This is a genomic window from Corynebacterium faecium (assembly GCF_027257105.1).
Lineage (GTDB): Bacteria > Actinomycetota > Actinomycetes > Mycobacteriales > Mycobacteriaceae > Corynebacterium > Corynebacterium lehmanniae.
This window is the reverse complement of sequence record NZ_JAPYJX010000005.1, coordinates 167,270-182,447: the sequence shown is the minus strand read 5'-3', so window position 1 is coordinate 182,447 and position 15,178 is coordinate 167,270. Positions and strand designations below refer to the sequence as shown.

Genomic DNA, 15,178 nt, shown 5'->3' with positions numbered 1-15,178 from the left:
GGGGCTACTGCTGGATGTCCGGGTCGCTCACGCCCTGCATGCGGTTGACCGGGAAGACCACAGCCTTGACCTTGCCGCGGATGTTCTCCTCCGGAATGGTGCCCTGGAACTGGTCGCCCATGTGCGCGCGCGAGTCCAGGGAATTGGTGCGGTTGTCGCCCATCATGAAGTAGTTGCCCTCCGGCACCGTCACGGGGCCGAAGTACGGCCCGCCGCAGGCGTCGGAGCCAGTGGATTGATCCACCGGGTAGAAGTTCGGCTGCAGAATGTAGGACTGGTCGATGGGCTTGCCGTCCACCATGATCGCCGGGTCCCCCGCCTGGCAGGACACCGTCTGCCCGCCGGTAGCGATGATGCGCTTGACCAGGGTGTTTTCGTCCTTCGGCACCAGGCCCACCCAGGAGCCGACCTCCTGCATGCCCCGGATCACCGGGTTGGAGGAACGGTTGGAGTCGAAGCCCGTGTTCCAGGAATCGGTGCCGGCGAAGACAATCACGTCGCCCGGCTCCGGGTCGGAGAAGTAGTAGCTGACCTTCTCCACGAAGATGCGGTCGCCGGAGCCGGACTCGCCGTGCAGCGTGGGCTCCATGGAGGCGGACGGGATGACGTAGAGACGGCCGATGAACGTCTGGATCACAAACATGATCAGAAGCGTCAGCACCACCACGACCGGGATCTCCACGTACCAGGGAAGCTCCTTCTTCTCCTCCGGCTCGTCCGCAGCCGGCTGCTGCGCCACCGGGGCCGCCTCATAGCGCGGCTCGGCGGCGTACGGGTTGTGGGGCTGTGCAGGCTTCGAGGCGGAAGGCTCGCCTGCGGGTCCGTTCACGTTGGTCACCCGGGATACGTTAGCACCGCGGGAGCCGTCGACAAGCAAAGTGCCCCGCCCGAGCGGACTCGGACGGGGCACTTGTGCGCGCTGAAACTAGCGGCGCTCCTTGATACGGGCAGCCTTGCCGCGCAGGTCGCGCATGTAGTACAGCTTCGCGCGACGGACGTCACCCTTGCGGACGACCTCGATCTTCTCAATGTTCGGGGAGTGCACCGGGAAGGTACGCTCAACGCCGATGCCGAAGGAGACCTTGCGCACGGTGAAGGTCTCGCGGATGCCCGCGCCCTGGCGGCGGACCACAAAGCCGGTGAAGACCTGGGTACGGGTCACAGAACCCTCGATAACCTTGACGTGGACGTCGAGGGTGTCGCCCGGGCGGAAGTCCGGGATGTCGTCGCGCAGCTGGCCTGCGTCGACAAGATCAATGATGCCGTTGCTCATGAAAGCAATCCTTTACGTGTTCGGACAGAGGACCCTGGCGGCACTTCCCCACCTGGGGCGCTCGGCCGGTTCATGTCGATTACAACAACCTGCAGCATTTTACATATGCGCCGGTCACTTCCCAAATCCGGCGCGTTTCAACGCGTCGGCCATCGAGCCTGATGCTTCTCGACGTCCCTCCGGCCTACCCCGCTTCCGACCCTTGCCCGAAGTTTTGCCCTGCTGCCTGCGCTGTTTCTTCTGCGCCGGCTGGCCCGGCTCGTCGTCAAGCCGCAAGCTCAGGCCGATGCGGTTGCGGGCGACGTCGACATCCATGACCTTGACTTTCACCACCTCGCCGGAGCGCACCACCTCGTGCGGGTCCGAGACGAACTTATGGCTCATGGCGGAGACGTGGACCAGGCCGTCTTGGTGCACGCCCACGTCCACGAACGCGCCGAAGGCGGCGACGTTGGTCACCGTGCCTTCCAGGATCATGCCGGGTGTGAGGTCCTTGACCTCGTTGACGCCTTCTTTGAACTCGGCGGTTTTAAACTCCGGGCGCGGGTCGCGGCCGGGTTTGTCCAGCTCGGCGAGGATGTCGGTGACGGTAGGCACGCCGAACTGCTCGTCCGCGAAGTCTGCAGGGGCAAGCTTGGTCAGCACCGCGGTATTGCCGATGAGCTGCTCGGTGCTCAAACCTGTGGCCTGGGCGACGCGCTCGACCACCGGGTAGGCCTCCGGGTGCACCGCGGAGCCATCCAGCGGGTTGGCCCCGCCCCGGATGCGCAGGAAGCCGGCGGCCTGCTCGAACGCCTTCGGGCCGAGGCGCGGCACCTTGCCCAGCTCCTTACGGGTGGTGAACCGGCCGTTTTCGTCGCGGTAGGCCACGATGTTCTTCGCCACCGTGCCCGACAGGCCGGCCACGCGCTCAAGCAGCGGCGCCGAGGCGGTGTTGACGTCCACGCCGACGGAGTTCACCGCGTCCTCCACCACCGCGTCCAGCGTCTGGGCGAGCGCGGTCTGGTTCACGTCGTGCTGGTACTGGCCCACGCCGATGGACTTCGGGTCCACCTTGACCAGCTCCGCCAGCGGGTCCTGCAGACGGCGGGCGATGGAGACCGCCGAGCGCAGGGAGACGTCCATGTCCGGAAACTCCTCCGCCGCGATCTGGCTGGCGGAGTACACCGACGCGCCAGATTCGGACACCACCACCGGGGTGGGCCGCTTTCCGCCGGCCTGGGCGATCAGGTCCGCCACCTCGCCGGCGAGCTTTTCACTCTCGCGCGAGGCGGTGCCGTTGCCCACGGCGATGAGCTCCACGCCGTGCTGCGCGGCCAGCGACGCCAGCTCCGCGCGGGAGGCGTCCCAGCGGTTTTGCGGCTGGTGCGGGTAGACGATGGTGGTGGCAAGCACCTTGCCGGTCTCATCCACCACCGCGCACTTCACGCCGTTGCGGTAACCCGGGTCCAGGGCCAGCGTGGCGCGTTGGCCGGCGGGTGCGGCGAGCAGCACGTCGCGCAGGTTGGTCTTGAACACCTGCAGCGCGCCCTCCTCCGCCTTCTCCTTCAGCCGCATGCGGGTATCCAGGTTCGCGGAGACCTGCAGCTTGGTGCGCCAGCCCCAGCGCACCGCCTTGGCCAGCCACTCAGAGTCTTTGACCGGCAGGTCGAAGCGCTCGGCGATCATGCCCTCGTAGACGGCTTCCTCGCCCGGGTCCATGTCCAGGGTGAGCACGCCCTCGGCTTCGCCGCGCAGCAGTGCCAGGATGCGGTGGCTGGGCAGCTTCTCAAACGGCTCGGAAAACTCGAAGTAGTCCGCGAACTTCGCGCCCTCGGTTTCCTTGCCCTCCACCACGGCGGAGCGCATGGTGCCCTGGGCGTACACGCGGTCGCGCACCTCGCCGACCAAGTCCGCGTCTGTGGCGAAGCGGTCCACCAGGATCGCGCGGGCGCCCTCGAGCGCGGACTTCGCATCCGGGAATCCCTCCGAGAGGTGGGCCTCGGCCAGGGTTTCGGGGTCGGCCGAAGGATCGTCGATAAGCTTTTGCTCCAACGCCTCAAGCCCGGCCTCGCGCGCAATGTCCGCCTTGGTCTTACGGCGCTTCTTGTACGGCAGGTAGAGGTCCTCCACGCGCGCCTTGGTGTCGGCGTTAAGGATCGCCTGCTTCAGCTCGTCGGTGAGTTTGCCCTGTTCTTCAATGCTTTCCAGCACGGCCTGCTTGCGCTCGGCGAGCTCGAGCAGGTAGGTGTTGCGCTCCTCGATGTGGCGCAGCTGCGCGTCGTCGAGGCCGCCCGTGGCCTCCTTGCGGTAGCGGGCGATGAACGGGACGGTGTTGCCCTCGGCGAGCAGTTTCAGCGCCTGCTCGACCTGGTTGTCCCGCACATTGATTTCGTTCGCGATGGTGGCTGCGATTGATGTCATTCGGGCGAGTCTAGTCGTGGCCGTGTTGCGCCAGTTTTACAGCAGCACCTGCGCCAGAAGCGAACCCACCACGCACGAGGTGAACACCGAGATCGCGCCCGGGATGAGGAAGGAGTGGTTGATCACGAACTTGCCAATCCGCGTGGTGCCGGTGCGGTCGAAGCCGATGCAGGCCAGGTCGGACGGGTAGGTCGGCAGGATCCAGTAGCCGTAGGCGGCGCCGTAGAAGCCGACGATGATCTTCGGGTCGATGCCCAGCGCCAGGCCGATCGGGGCGATGGCGACTAGCGCGGCGGCCTGCGAGTTGACCAGCTTGGACACGATAAGCAGCACGATCGCGTACGCCCACGGCGCGGCCTCCACGACGGAGCCGAGGCTGGACTCGAGCTGGTCCATGTGGGCGGCGAAGAACGTGTCCGCCATCCAGGCCACGCCGAAGACGGAGAACACCGCCGTCATACCGGCCTTGAACACCGGAGTCGATGCGATCTTTTTGTGGTCCACTTTGCAAAACAGCAGGATGATCGCGCCGGCGAACAGCATCACCATCTGGATGGCCAGGTTCATCGACAGCGGCTTCATGCCGCCCTCGCCGTCGTCGAAGGCGGGGCGCAGCCCCTCGAACGCGCCGAGGACGACCACGAACGCGATGGCGCCGAGGAAGACCCAGACGGCGTTGCGGGCGGATCGCGGGAAGACCTCGTCCAAAAGCGAGTGGCTGGACTGGTTGATGGACTCCGCGAACGCCGGGTCCTGCATACGCTCCTGGAACACCGGGTCCTTGTCCAGGTCCTTGCCGCGGCGCAGCGACCACAGCGCGGCCAGGATGACGCCGGACAGCGACGCCGGGATGGCGACCATGAGGATCTGCGGAATGGAGTACGCCTTATCAATCACACCGGCGTTTTCCGCCAGGATCGACGCGAGCGAGACCGTCGCCACCGACACCGGCGAGGCGGTGATGCCCATCTGCGCGGACGTGGACGCCACCGCCATGGGGCGCTCCGGGCGGATGCCCTTCTTCACCGCGATGTCCTCGATGATGGGGAACATGGTGTAGACAACGTGCCCAGTGCCGCAGAGCACGGTGAGGAACCAGGTGGTCAGTGGTGCGAGGATGGTGATTCGCTCCGGATGGGCGCGCAGCAGCTTCTCCGCCTGCTGCATCATCACCTCCAACCCGCGCGATTGCTGCAGCGTGGCTGCGCAGCCGATCACGGCGATGATGGTGAGCATCACGCCGACTGGCGGTTCGCCCGGCTCGAGACCGAAGACGAACACCATGAGCATGAGCCCGATGCCGGAGATCAGGCCGAGGCCGAGCCCACCGTAGCGGGTGCCCAGCAGCAGGGCGCTGAGGATCACCAGGATTTGCAGGACGATGGCGACCACGGATGTTGGGTCAAGCACTGACGCGAGCATGGGTGTCCTTTCTTACGCGTGTAACGCACCCAAGTGTATTGCCCGATTGGTCAGACCATTAAATTTTCATAGGGTGATGTTGCCCACCAGATAGGTTAAACCTCTTTGGTTTCGCCGTACTGATAAGCCCCAGGTGGCAGCGCGTTTTCCACCGCACGCGTGGCCTCCTCGAGCGCGAGCGCGGTGCGCCCGGCGACGGTGAGCGTATCCCCCTCCAGCGTGATCTCGGGGTCGCGGTAGCCAGCCTTCTTCAAGGCCCTGCGCACTTGCTTGACGACGATCCGCGTCGCCCCGTCCACCCTCACCGTCGTGACCACGTCGCGCGCGTCCAACATGAACCGGTCGTCCTCGCTCAGATGAGACTGCTCCAGCAGCTCGGGGCGGACCTCGCGGGTGCGCTTCAAGGACTGCTCCCTGCGCCAGGCCTCCACCTTGGCGTGGTCGCCGGAAGTGAGCACCGCCGGTGCCTCAAGCCCGCGCCACACGCGCGGCTTGGTGTAGCTCGGGCCTTCGAGCAGACCGTCGGAGAAGCTGTCGTCCTCGTGGCTTTCCGTGTTTCCCAGCACGCCCGGGATCAGGCGCGTGACCGCCTCCGCGATGACCAGGACGGCAACCTCGCCGCCGATCAGCACGTAGTCGCCGATGGAGACCTCGCGCACCCGGTAGCGCTTTTTCGCGTCCTCGAAGACTCGCTGATCGATGCCCTCGTAGCGCCCGCAGGCGAACACGATGTGCTCCTCGCGCGACCACGCCTGCGCGTCCTGTTGCGTGAAGGGTTTGCCGGCCGGGGTGGGCACGAGCAGCAGCGGTTTGCTGCTGTCCTCGCCGCCCTCGTACGGACGGGGGGCCACCTCGTGGACGTCGTCGTGGCGCAGCTTGTCGTTGCGGTGCGCGGCCGCGGTGTCGAGGGATGTTCCGGGGCGGCCTTTGGCGACGTCGTCAAGCGCAGGCCCCCACACCTCCGGCTTCATCACCATGCCCGGTCCCCCGCCCAGCGGCGGGGCGTCCACAGACTTGTGGTTGCCGGTGGCCCAATCGCGCAGGTCGTGCACGCCCACCGACAGGATCCCCTGCTCGATCGCCTTGCCCAGCAGCGCGTGGCGCAGCGGGTCGAGGTACTCGGGGAAGATGCTGACAACGTCGAGGCGCAGCTTAGACATCCAGCAGGCCCTCGGGCGGGGTGATGGTGAGGTAGCCCGCATCCGTGTCGAGCTCCGGGACGAAGTCCATCACGAACGGGACCATGACGTCCTTGCCGTTGTAGTCGATCTCCAGGATCTTCCGGTTCGGCGCGTCCATCACGCCGGTGACCTCGCCAACCTCTTCGCCTTCGTGGCGCACCTTCAGGCCGATGAGCTCGTGGTTGTAGTACTCGTCCGAGTCTTCCTCGCGCTCGAGCGGCTCGGCGAAGAACTTCATGCCTCGCAAGCTGTCGGCGGCCGTGCGGTCCGGCACCTCCTCGAAGCTGACCAGCAGGCGCTTCTGGTGCGGGCGCACCGTCTTCACTGTCAACTCCCGCTCCTTGCCCGCCTGGCGACCGGCGAGCACAGCGCCGACGACGATGTGCTCCTCCGACTCGTCCGCCAGCAACTCGACGGCAACCTCACCTTTCACGCCGTGGGACTTGACCACGCGGCCGATCTGCAGCTCCATGGGAGCCAAGACTATCAGCGCATAATCTGCCTACACTGCGCGAGTATGAGGATCTACGAAGGCCCAACCGGCACCTCCAATGAATTGAAGTATCCCTTCGACGAATTCACTACACGCCCCTCAATCCGGTTCGAGTCCAGCGAACGTCCGGATAGCCCCACAACCTCCAAGGTGTGTGGGACCCCGTACCTCCCCGAATACGCGCCGTACCCGTATCGCAGTGGTGAGCCTATGTACTTCATCGCTCAGTTCAATTTTTCAGAATTCGATCCTCTCCCTGGTTTTCCAACCATCGGAATACTTCAACTGTTCGTCTCAGATGATGACATGTGGGGCGATAATTACCGGGATACGGTAAAAGAACCATCGGACCACGAACCAACTCAAAACGCTCGATACCTTCCGGACACGACGGAACCGCACGTTGGTGAGGTGCCCGAAAGTGTCCTGGATTCTGGTGATCACCCCGCAATTGATCCGCTCGAGGCCACCACTATTTCTGGTGTGCGCACCGATCAATTTGTGACTCTAGGGTCCAAAGAATTCAACACTTACGCTTTTTCACCCCGCAAACCCCACGCCCTTCTAAGAAGAGACAGCGATCTGCAAACACTACATACGTTCCGCGGGCGGATCGTGTCACGCAGAGTAATCGGGGATCAAGAAGAAATTTGCACGACGCGAGCGTGGACAGATGACAAAAGCGAACTTCAGGCTATGTTTGATTCCGCTATCGCTCAGGCGGAACAAGAAGGATTCGTTCTCGACCCCTCAGCTGACCAGCTACTACAGCCAGCACCCTACTTTTGGAAGGACAGCACTCGGCTCGGGGGATACTCACAGTGGATCAATGACTGCATACTGACACCCGGAGACCCGCGCGTGTCGCTTGCATCTGTGAGTCACGACGGCAATCTGATGTTTGGCGACTGCGGCTACGGCAATTTCTTCATCCACCCTGACGATCTCGCCGCGCGCAACTTCGACCGGGTCATCTTCGGCTGGGACTGCGGATAGCAAAATCTCATCCACCAACACGAAACCCCCGTTCCGCGCGCGGTGTGCGGGAACGGGGTGGCGTCGATAAGCGAAGAGTGCTTAGTTCTCCTCAGCCGGAGCGTCCTCGGAAGCCTCGGACTCAGCCTCAGCGGACTCGCCCTCGGCCTCAGCAGCCTCGGCCTCGGCAGCAGCGGCGGCCTCAGCGGCCTCCTTTGCCTCAGCCTCTTCCTTGGCCTTCTTGCGCTTCTCGGTGATGGCCTCGGCGGTCGGGCCGTTCTTGGCCTCCTCAAGAGCCTGGTTGAACAGGTCGAGCTTGGACGGCTTCTCCTCGGCCACCTTCAGGGTGCCCTCGGCGCCGTCGAGGCCCTTGTGCTTCTGCCAGTCGCCGGTCACCTTCAGCAGTGCGAGCACCGGCTCGGTCGGCTGCGCGCCGACACCCAGCCAGTACTGAGCGCGCTCGGAATCGATGCGGATGAGCGACGGCTCTTCCTTCGGGTGGTAGATGCCGATGTTCTCGATGACGGCACCGTCGCGACGGGTGCGGGCGTCAGCGATGACGACGCGGTACTGCGCGTTGCGGATCTTGCCAACGCGCTGCAGCTTGATCTTTACAGCCATGGTGTACTTCCTTTTAGGTCACTGGGCAGTGCAGACACTCGCCACTTATCGACGAGCCGGTTCAACCCTTCTTATTTACCCTGCGCGTGCCTGGCCGGGCGACCTCCTGTGCTTTAAAGCACGGGGTGAGACGGATCCGGCGCGTACGCAGTTATGGACTTGTCGTGCCTGGCGCACAAAGACGCCGGACAACCCGAAACAGCTTACGCGCGCTTACGCCAGGTTCCAAAACACGCGTCCGGTTTTCGCCTTTCCACGTCCGCGCGAGTCTGGTTCGGTCCGGCGCGTTGGTGGCGGTATTGTCCTTAACCGCTTGTGACGATAATCGGCACAGCGCAACAAGACACACACGACAAGACGGGTTGGAGAAACGGTTGAGTACGACGGCAGGGCACGCACCGCGGCCGACGAAGGGCTCCACCGCCTACCGCGTTGACCTGGACGGGCTGCGAGGCTTCGCCATCGCGCTGGTGGTCATCTTCCACGTGTTCGTCGGCCGCGTCTCCGGCGGCGTGGACGTCTTCCTGCTGCTGTCCGGCTACTTCTTCCTCGGCGGCCAGCTGCGCTACGCGCTGCGCCCGAACCCGAACCTGAACCCGTGGTGGCCGTTGTGGCGCACCATCCGCAGGCTGGTGCCGGCACTGGCGCTGGTGGTGGTTGCAGTCGTCGGCCTGGTCATGGCGTTCACCCCGGAACTGATGGGCGTGGAGCTGTCCCGCCAGGTCACCGCGTCGATGCTGTACTTCCAAAACTGGGAGCTGATGGCGCAGAACGCGGACTACGCCGCGGCCAGCCAGGAGACCTCTCCCCTGCAGCACCTATGGTCCATGTCCGTGCAGGGGCAGTTCTACGTCTTCGGCATTCTTATGGGCTGGGTCGTTGCCGTGGCCGTCGTGAAGCTGCACGCGAAGCCTGAGCACGCCCGCCGCGCCGCGATTGCGCTGCTGGCTGTGATCACCGTGGCGTCGTTCGCCTGGGCCTCTCGTTTCGGGCTGGAGGGCACCGGCGAGAACTACTACTCCACGTTCTCCCGCGCGTGGGAGCTCTCCCTCGGCGCGCTGCTGGCGTTCGTGCCGAGGAACCGGTTCCTGCCGCAGACCACCGCATGGCTGACCGCGCTGCTCGGCGTGGTGCTCATCGCCGTCACCGGTCTGATCGTGCCCACCTCGCTGGCCTTCCCCGGCCCCGTCGCCCTGATCCCGCTGACCGGCGCGGCGCTGGTGATCCTCTCCGGCAACGCCAACGGCGTGTCCAGAGTGCTCGCCTCCGCCCCGATGACCTGGCTGGGCAGCGTGGCCTACTCGCTATACCTGTGGCACTGGCCGCTTTTGATCATCGTCACCGTCATCGGCGGCTACGACACCCCGCCGGCCTGGCTGGGCGCACTTGTCATTGTGGTGTCGCTGTGCCTGGCGCACGTCACCCACACGCTCGTGGAGGATCCGCTTCGTCAGCACCGCCAGCGCCCGCGTGGCGACGACCATCCGGTGGCCGACGCGAGAGCGTCGCTACGCACCTTGCCCGGTGCCGCGCGTGCGGTAGGTGGCGTGCTGGCGACAGCGCTTTTTGCCGTGGCGCTGGCCGTGCAGCCGTACTGGGACAACCGCGTCGACAGCGCGGAAAAGGCCCTCGACCCGGTCAACTACCCCGGCGCCCGCGCCATCCAAGGCGCACAAGTGCCGAACGTGAAACCGCAGCCAAACCCGAACCTCATCGCCGGCGTGTTCCCGCCCATCGGGCTCGACGACTGCATGATCTTCCTCCCCGAAGCCCCCGACGCCATGCCGGGCCCTGACTGCACCTACGGCGACCTCGCGGCGGAGACGACGGTCGTGCTCGCCGGCGGCTCCCACATCGAGCCGTTTATCGTCCCCCTGGACAAACTGGGCAAGGAGCACCACTTCAAGGTCGCCACCTTCGTGCGCCAGGAATGCCCGCTGGTTGTCGGCGGGCCTCTGGATCCGGCCAACGAGATCGTCTCCCCCGAGTGCGCCGAGTGGGGCGAAAACGCCATGCAGGAGATCATCAACCTGCAGCCCGCCATGGTCATCTCCACCTCCACCCGCCCCGCGGGCCACGCCGGCGACGGCCGCGTCTCCGCCGACTACGTGCCGGAAGCCTACGCCAACCTCTGGCAGCGCCTGGCCGAGCTAGGCATCCCGTTCGTGGGCCTGCGCGACAACCCGTGGATGTTCACCCCCACCGGCGAGCCAATGGACCCGAACCTGTGCATCGTGGCGGGCTACTCCGAGCACGACTGCTCCATGGCCGCGGACATGGTCTACGCTCCCGAGGACCCGGCGGCGGAGCTGATCGACGCCGCCTTCGCGCAGTGGGAAATCGACACCGCCAGCTGGTACTGCGTGGACGGTCTGTGCCCGCCGCAGATCGGCAACGTGTACATCTACCGCGACCAAAACCACATCTCCAACGCCTACGCCGAGTCGCTGGCTCCGGTTCTGTGGGAGCGCCTCGCGCCCGTTTTCGAGGAGCTTTCGCTTCTCGACGCCCCTCCGGCCACCCCGTAGCCCCCATACCCGTGGCGCTCCCGTCGGCTCCCCCGCGGTTCGGCCCGCTCGTTCCCCGTCCCTCGTCCCTGCCAGCTCGTTCCCCCGCCCCAGCCCGCTCGTTCCCCGTCCCCTCGCGCAGACCCTGGGATCAAGACCCTGGCAACGCGCGATTTTTGCGCGATCCCAGGCTTTGCCTCCCAGGGTCTATGCACCAGAGCCCCACCGCCGGAGCCCCACCCGCGCCCACGGCCCCACCGCCGGAGCCCCACCCGCGCCCACGGCCCCACCGCCGGAGCCCCGCCCACAGAACCAGAGCAAGAAACCCCTAGTACGGCCGAAAAATGGCCATACTAGGGGTCCTCCGCTCGGGGTCTGCGGGAGAGTGCCGCCGGTTGGCAACAACGCCCGGGCAGACCGCAGCGCGGCTTAGAAGAACTTGCCCTTCTGCATGCGCTTCATCGCCTCGTTGAAGTCCAGGTTGTTCAGGTCCATGCCCTGCATGCCTGCGGGCAGCTGCTCCTGGAGCTTCTCCAGCTCCTTCGGGTCCGGCATCCCACCGGGCATCCCCGGCATACCGCCGCCCATGCCCGGCATGCCCGGCATCTTGGGCATGCCGCCTCCGCGCTTCGGCGCCTTGCGCTTGCCGTTCTTGCCCTTGCGGCCCTTCGGCTTCTTCTTCGTGGCGGAGCGGCCGCCGCCCATGCCCGGCATGCCCGGCAGGCCGAACTGGCTGGCCATCTGGCCCATCATCTTTTTGGCTTCGAAGAAACGGTCGACGAGCTGGTTGACGTCGGAGACCTTCACACCGGAGCCGTTGGCGATGCGCTTGCGTCGAGAGGCATTGAGGATCTTGGGGTCCTGGCGCTCCTCGGGCGTCATGCCGCGGATGATGGCCTGGATGCGGTCGAGCTGCTTCTCGTCGACCATGTCGGCCATCTGGTTCATCTGCTTGCCGCCCGGCATCATCTTCAGCAGGTTGCCGATCGGGCCCATGCGGCGGATCATCAGCAGCTGGTCCAGGAAGTCTTCCAGGGTCAGCTCGCCGGAGGTGAGCTTGTTCGCGGCTGCTTCGGCGTCCTGCTCGTTGTAGGTCGCCTCGGCCTGCTCGATCAGAGAGAGCAGGTCGCCCATGCCGAGGATGCGGCTGGACATGCGCTCCGGGTGGAAGACGTCGAAGTCCTCGAGCTTCTCGCCTGTCGACGCGTACAGGATCGGCTTGCCGGTGACCTCACGGATGGACAGCGCCGCACCGCCGCGGGCGTCGCCGTCGAGCTTGGTCAGCACCACGCCGGTGAAGTCCACGCCCTGGGCGAACGCCTCGGCGGTCTTGACCGCGTCCTGGCCGATCATGGCGTCGATGACGAAGAGGACCTCGTCGGGGTTGACGGCGTCGCGGATGTTGCGCGCCTGGGTCATCAGCGTCTCGTCGATGCCGAGGCGGCCGGCGGTATCGATGATGACCACGTCGTTCTTTTGCTGCTTGGCGTACTCGATGCCCTGCTGCGCCACGGCGACCGGGTCGCCGTGGGAGGTGCCCATCTCGTGCTCGTAGGAGTCCAGGGACGTGCCCGGGTCCGGAGCGAAGGTGGGCACGCCGGCGCGCTCGCCGACGATCTGGAGCTGCTGTACCGCACCCGGGCGCTGCAGGTCGCAGGCCACCAGCATCGGGGTGTGGCCCTGCTTGGCCAGGTGCTTGGCCAGCTTGCCGGCCAGTGTGGTCTTACCGGCGCCCTGCAGACCGGCCAGCATGATCACGGTCGGCGGGTTCTTCGCCATGTTCAGCCGGCGCGTTTCGCCGCCGAGGATGTTAGTCAGCTCCTCGTCGACGATCTTGATCACCTGCTGCGCAGGGTTCAGCGCCGCTGAGACATCGGCGCCGAGCGCGCGCTCCTTGACGCGCTTGATAAACGCGCGCACGACGGTGAGCGAGACGTCCGCCTCAAGCAGGGCGAGACGGATCTCGCGCGCGGTGGCGTTGATGTCTTCCTCGGTGAGCTTGCCCTTGCCGCGCAGGCCGCCGAGGGCTGATTGGAGGCGGTCGGACAGTGACTCGAACACGGTGTGCACGCTCCCTTGTGCTGCTAGCGGAAAATAATCCCCACAAGACTAGCGCGCGCCCCGGGCGACTAGCACATCACTGTGTCATTGCCGGGGCGCGTGGGCGTCGATAGGCAAATGCTTAGCCGAGCAACGCGTCGACGAAGCTTTCCACCTCAAACGGCGCGAGGTCGTCGGCACCCTCGCCCAGGCCGACGAGCTTGACGGGCACGCCGAGCTCCTCCTGCACCTGGAAGACGATGCCGCCCTTCGCGGTGCCGTCGAGCTTGGTCAGCACCACGCCGGTGATGTCCACGACCTCGCGGAACACGCGCGCCTGCATGATGCCGTTCTGGCCGACGGTGGCATCGAGGACCAGCAGGACCTCGTCGACGTTGCTCTTCTTCTCCACCACGCGCTTGACCTTGCCCAGCTGGTCCATCAGGCCGGTGGAGGTGTGCAGGCGGCCCGCGGTGTCCACGAGCACGACGTCCGCGCCCTCGGACACGCCGGTGGCCACCGCGTCGAAGGCGACGGACGCCGGGTCCGCGCCCTCCTTGCCACGCACGGTGGAGGCGCCGACGCGCTTGCCCCAGGTCTCCAGCTGGTCCGCGGCTGCCGCGCGGAAGGTGTCGGCCGCGCCGAGGACCACGGAGTGGCCCATGGACACCAGCACGCGCGCGAGCTTGCCGGTGGTGGTGGTCTTGCCGGTGCCGTTCACGCCGACAACGAGGATCACGGCCGGCTTACCGTCGTTGGGCATGGCCTTGATGGAGCGGTCCATCTCCGGGCGCGCGGCCTCGATGAGCGTCTCACGCAGCATCGCGCGCGCCTGGTCCTCGGTCTCCACGCCGCGCTCGGCGATCTTCTCGCGCAGCGAATCGGTGACCTTCATGGTCAGCTCGGCGCCGAGGTCCGCCATGATCAGCGTGTCCTCGATCTCTTCCCAGGCGTCCTCGTCCAGGTCGCCCGCGGTGAGGATGCCGAGCAGCCCCTGGCCGATCGCGTTCTGGGAGCGCGACAGGCGCCCGCGCAGCTTGCCCATGCGTCCGGCGGCCGGTGCGATGTCGTCCAGCGGCTCCTCCGTCGGCGCCTCAACGACGACGGCGTCCTCGGAGACCTCGGCACCGTCCTGGCGCGCCTCGTCCGCACTCTCCTGCGCGGCCGCCGCAGCCGCCGCAGCTTCCTCGGCCTCAGCCTCAGCAGCAGCCTGCTTATCGACGGGCTCCGCCTCGACCTCGTCAACCCGCTCCACGGGCTCAGCGGGTTCGACGGGCTGCTCCGGCTCGACTGGCTCGACCGGCTCAGCGGGCTCGACGGGCTGCTCCGGCTCGACTGGCTCGACCGGCTCAGCGGGTTCAACGGGCTGCTCCGGCTCGACCGGTTCGACCGGCTGCTCCTCGGCGACTGGCTCGACCGGCTCAGCTGGCGCCTCCGTCGCTTGCTGCTCAGCCTTCGCGGGCTGGGTGGTTTCGGTGGGGACCTGTGGTTCGTCGTCACGCGAGATTGCGCGCTCGACCACGGTCTCCTCTTCCTCCTGCTTCGGCGGGACAAAGGCCGCGGCCGCCTCCTGCTTCGGCTGCGACTGGACCGCGGGCTTGTCGCGGCGGATCGGCTCCGGCTGCTTCGGCTGCGCATCCGCCTGAGCGAAGTTGAAGCCGCCCTTGGCCTGATAGTTGCCCGATTTCTCCTGCTGGGTCAGCTCCTTGGGCTCTTCGACCTTGTCAAAGGAGATGGTCTTCGATTCCCTGCGCTTCTTCCCGGCGATGACAACGCCGATGAGGATCAGCGCAATGACGATGACTGCAAGGACAATCCAAAACGCAGTGCTGTTGACTAAAGCATTGAGATCCATGCGCTCTAGTGTGCCAGCACCGCCGACATCACGCGGGGGCGGGCATCAAGAAGGTCCTAGTGGCTCTTTTGGTAGAGCTCCCCGTCGCCGAGTCCGATCCGCAAATCCCCCTCATCCGTTTGAGTGACCGGCAACCGTGTTTCCGCGCCATCCGCGGTGAAGATGAGGTTATCCTCATCGACGGTGCACGCCTCGTCAGCCTCAACATTTTCGGGCTCGGCGACGTGGTGCAGCGTGCAGTCTCCCCCGTCGATGGTGAGGGTACTGGTCAGATTCTCCTCACCAGCTGATTCAATCTTGGTGTAGGTGCCGTCCAAATCCGCTGAGGTGGAGCATCCGCCAATAAAGAGAGCCAGCGCGAAAACACCCACAACCGCCGAGGTACGCGATACAGACATATTCATCCTT

The 15,178-nt window shown here is 65.8% G+C and carries 12 protein-coding genes; 2 read left to right on the top strand and 10 right to left on the bottom strand.

Features of this window, described 5'->3' with window-relative positions; genetic code table 11:
* Positions 1 to 4: 4 nt before the first annotated feature.
* The 6 genes from lepB to rimM all read right to left on the bottom strand — a co-directional run bounded on the left by lepB (position 5) and on the right by rimM (position 6,751).
* On the bottom strand, positions 5 to 739 hold the full coding sequence (gene lepB, locus O5O53_RS07150; protein WP_269510537.1) for a signal peptidase I: 735 nt from the start codon (positions 737 to 739) through the stop codon (positions 5 to 7).
* 186 nt (positions 740 to 925) lie between these two features.
* Positions 926 to 1,273 (bottom strand): 50S ribosomal protein L19, encoded by a 348-nt coding sequence (rplS, locus tag O5O53_RS07145; protein WP_181888664.1) that lies wholly within the window; start codon positions 1,271 to 1,273, stop codon positions 926 to 928.
* Between the two features lie 114 nt (positions 1,274 to 1,387).
* Positions 1,388 to 3,676: a Tex family protein gene (locus O5O53_RS07140; RefSeq protein WP_269510408.1), complete on the bottom strand. Its 2,289-nt coding sequence runs from the start codon at positions 3,674 to 3,676 to the stop codon at positions 1,388 to 1,390.
* Positions 3,677 to 3,712: 36 nt separating this feature from the next.
* Positions 3,713 to 5,098, bottom strand: a complete 1,386-nt coding sequence (locus tag O5O53_RS07135) for an anaerobic C4-dicarboxylate transporter (RefSeq protein WP_269510406.1) — start codon at positions 5,096 to 5,098, stop codon at positions 3,713 to 3,715.
* Between the two features lie 95 nt (positions 5,099 to 5,193).
* The gene (gene trmD / locus O5O53_RS07130) at positions 5,194 to 6,258 is read right to left on the bottom strand and encodes a tRNA (guanosine(37)-N1)-methyltransferase TrmD (RefSeq protein ID WP_437177850.1); all 1,065 of its coding nucleotides are present in this window, start codon (positions 6,256 to 6,258) and stop codon (positions 5,194 to 5,196) included.
* Complete coding sequence (gene rimM, locus O5O53_RS07125; protein WP_269510404.1) at positions 6,251 to 6,751, bottom strand: ribosome maturation factor RimM; 501 nt, start codon at positions 6,749 to 6,751, stop codon at positions 6,251 to 6,253. Before rimM ends, trmD begins: the two co-directional genes overlap by 8 nt.
* A gap of 45 nt (positions 6,752 to 6,796) precedes the next feature.
* On the opposite strand from rimM, the gene O5O53_RS07120 reads away from it, so the two are divergent.
* The gene (locus tag O5O53_RS07120) at positions 6,797 to 7,768 is read left to right on the top strand and encodes a DUF1963 domain-containing protein (protein WP_269510402.1); all 972 of its coding nucleotides are present in this window, start codon (positions 6,797 to 6,799) and stop codon (positions 7,766 to 7,768) included.
* Between the two features lie 81 nt (positions 7,769 to 7,849).
* On the opposite strand, the gene rpsP is transcribed toward O5O53_RS07120, so the two are convergent.
* Complete coding sequence (rpsP, locus tag O5O53_RS07115) at positions 7,850 to 8,368, bottom strand: 30S ribosomal protein S16 (protein WP_181888668.1); 519 nt, start codon at positions 8,366 to 8,368, stop codon at positions 7,850 to 7,852.
* Positions 8,369 to 8,742: 374 nt separating this feature from the next.
* Here rpsP and O5O53_RS07110 point away from each other — a divergent pair, with 374 nt between their 5' ends.
* Positions 8,743 to 10,896: an acyltransferase family protein gene (locus O5O53_RS07110; RefSeq protein ID WP_269510401.1), complete on the top strand. Its 2,154-nt coding sequence runs from the start codon at positions 8,743 to 8,745 to the stop codon at positions 10,894 to 10,896.
* Between the two features lie 408 nt (positions 10,897 to 11,304).
* On the opposite strand, the gene ffh is transcribed toward O5O53_RS07110, so the two are convergent.
* From ffh to O5O53_RS07095, 3 genes are all read right to left on the bottom strand, one after another.
* Complete coding sequence (gene ffh, locus O5O53_RS07105; RefSeq protein WP_239307623.1) at positions 11,305 to 12,936, bottom strand: signal recognition particle protein; 1,632 nt, start codon at positions 12,934 to 12,936, stop codon at positions 11,305 to 11,307.
* Positions 12,937 to 13,057: 121 nt separating this feature from the next.
* Positions 13,058 to 14,770 carry a signal recognition particle-docking protein FtsY gene (gene ftsY / locus O5O53_RS07100; RefSeq protein WP_269510399.1) on the bottom strand — a complete coding sequence of 571 codons (1,713 nt, stop codon included), beginning with the start codon at positions 14,768 to 14,770 and terminating at the stop codon, positions 13,058 to 13,060.
* A 56-nt stretch (positions 14,771 to 14,826) separates the two neighbouring features.
* On the bottom strand, positions 14,827 to 15,168 hold the full coding sequence (locus O5O53_RS07095) for a hypothetical protein (protein ID WP_269510397.1): 342 nt from the start codon (positions 15,166 to 15,168) through the stop codon (positions 14,827 to 14,829).
* Between the last annotated feature and the right edge of the window lie 10 nt (positions 15,169 to 15,178).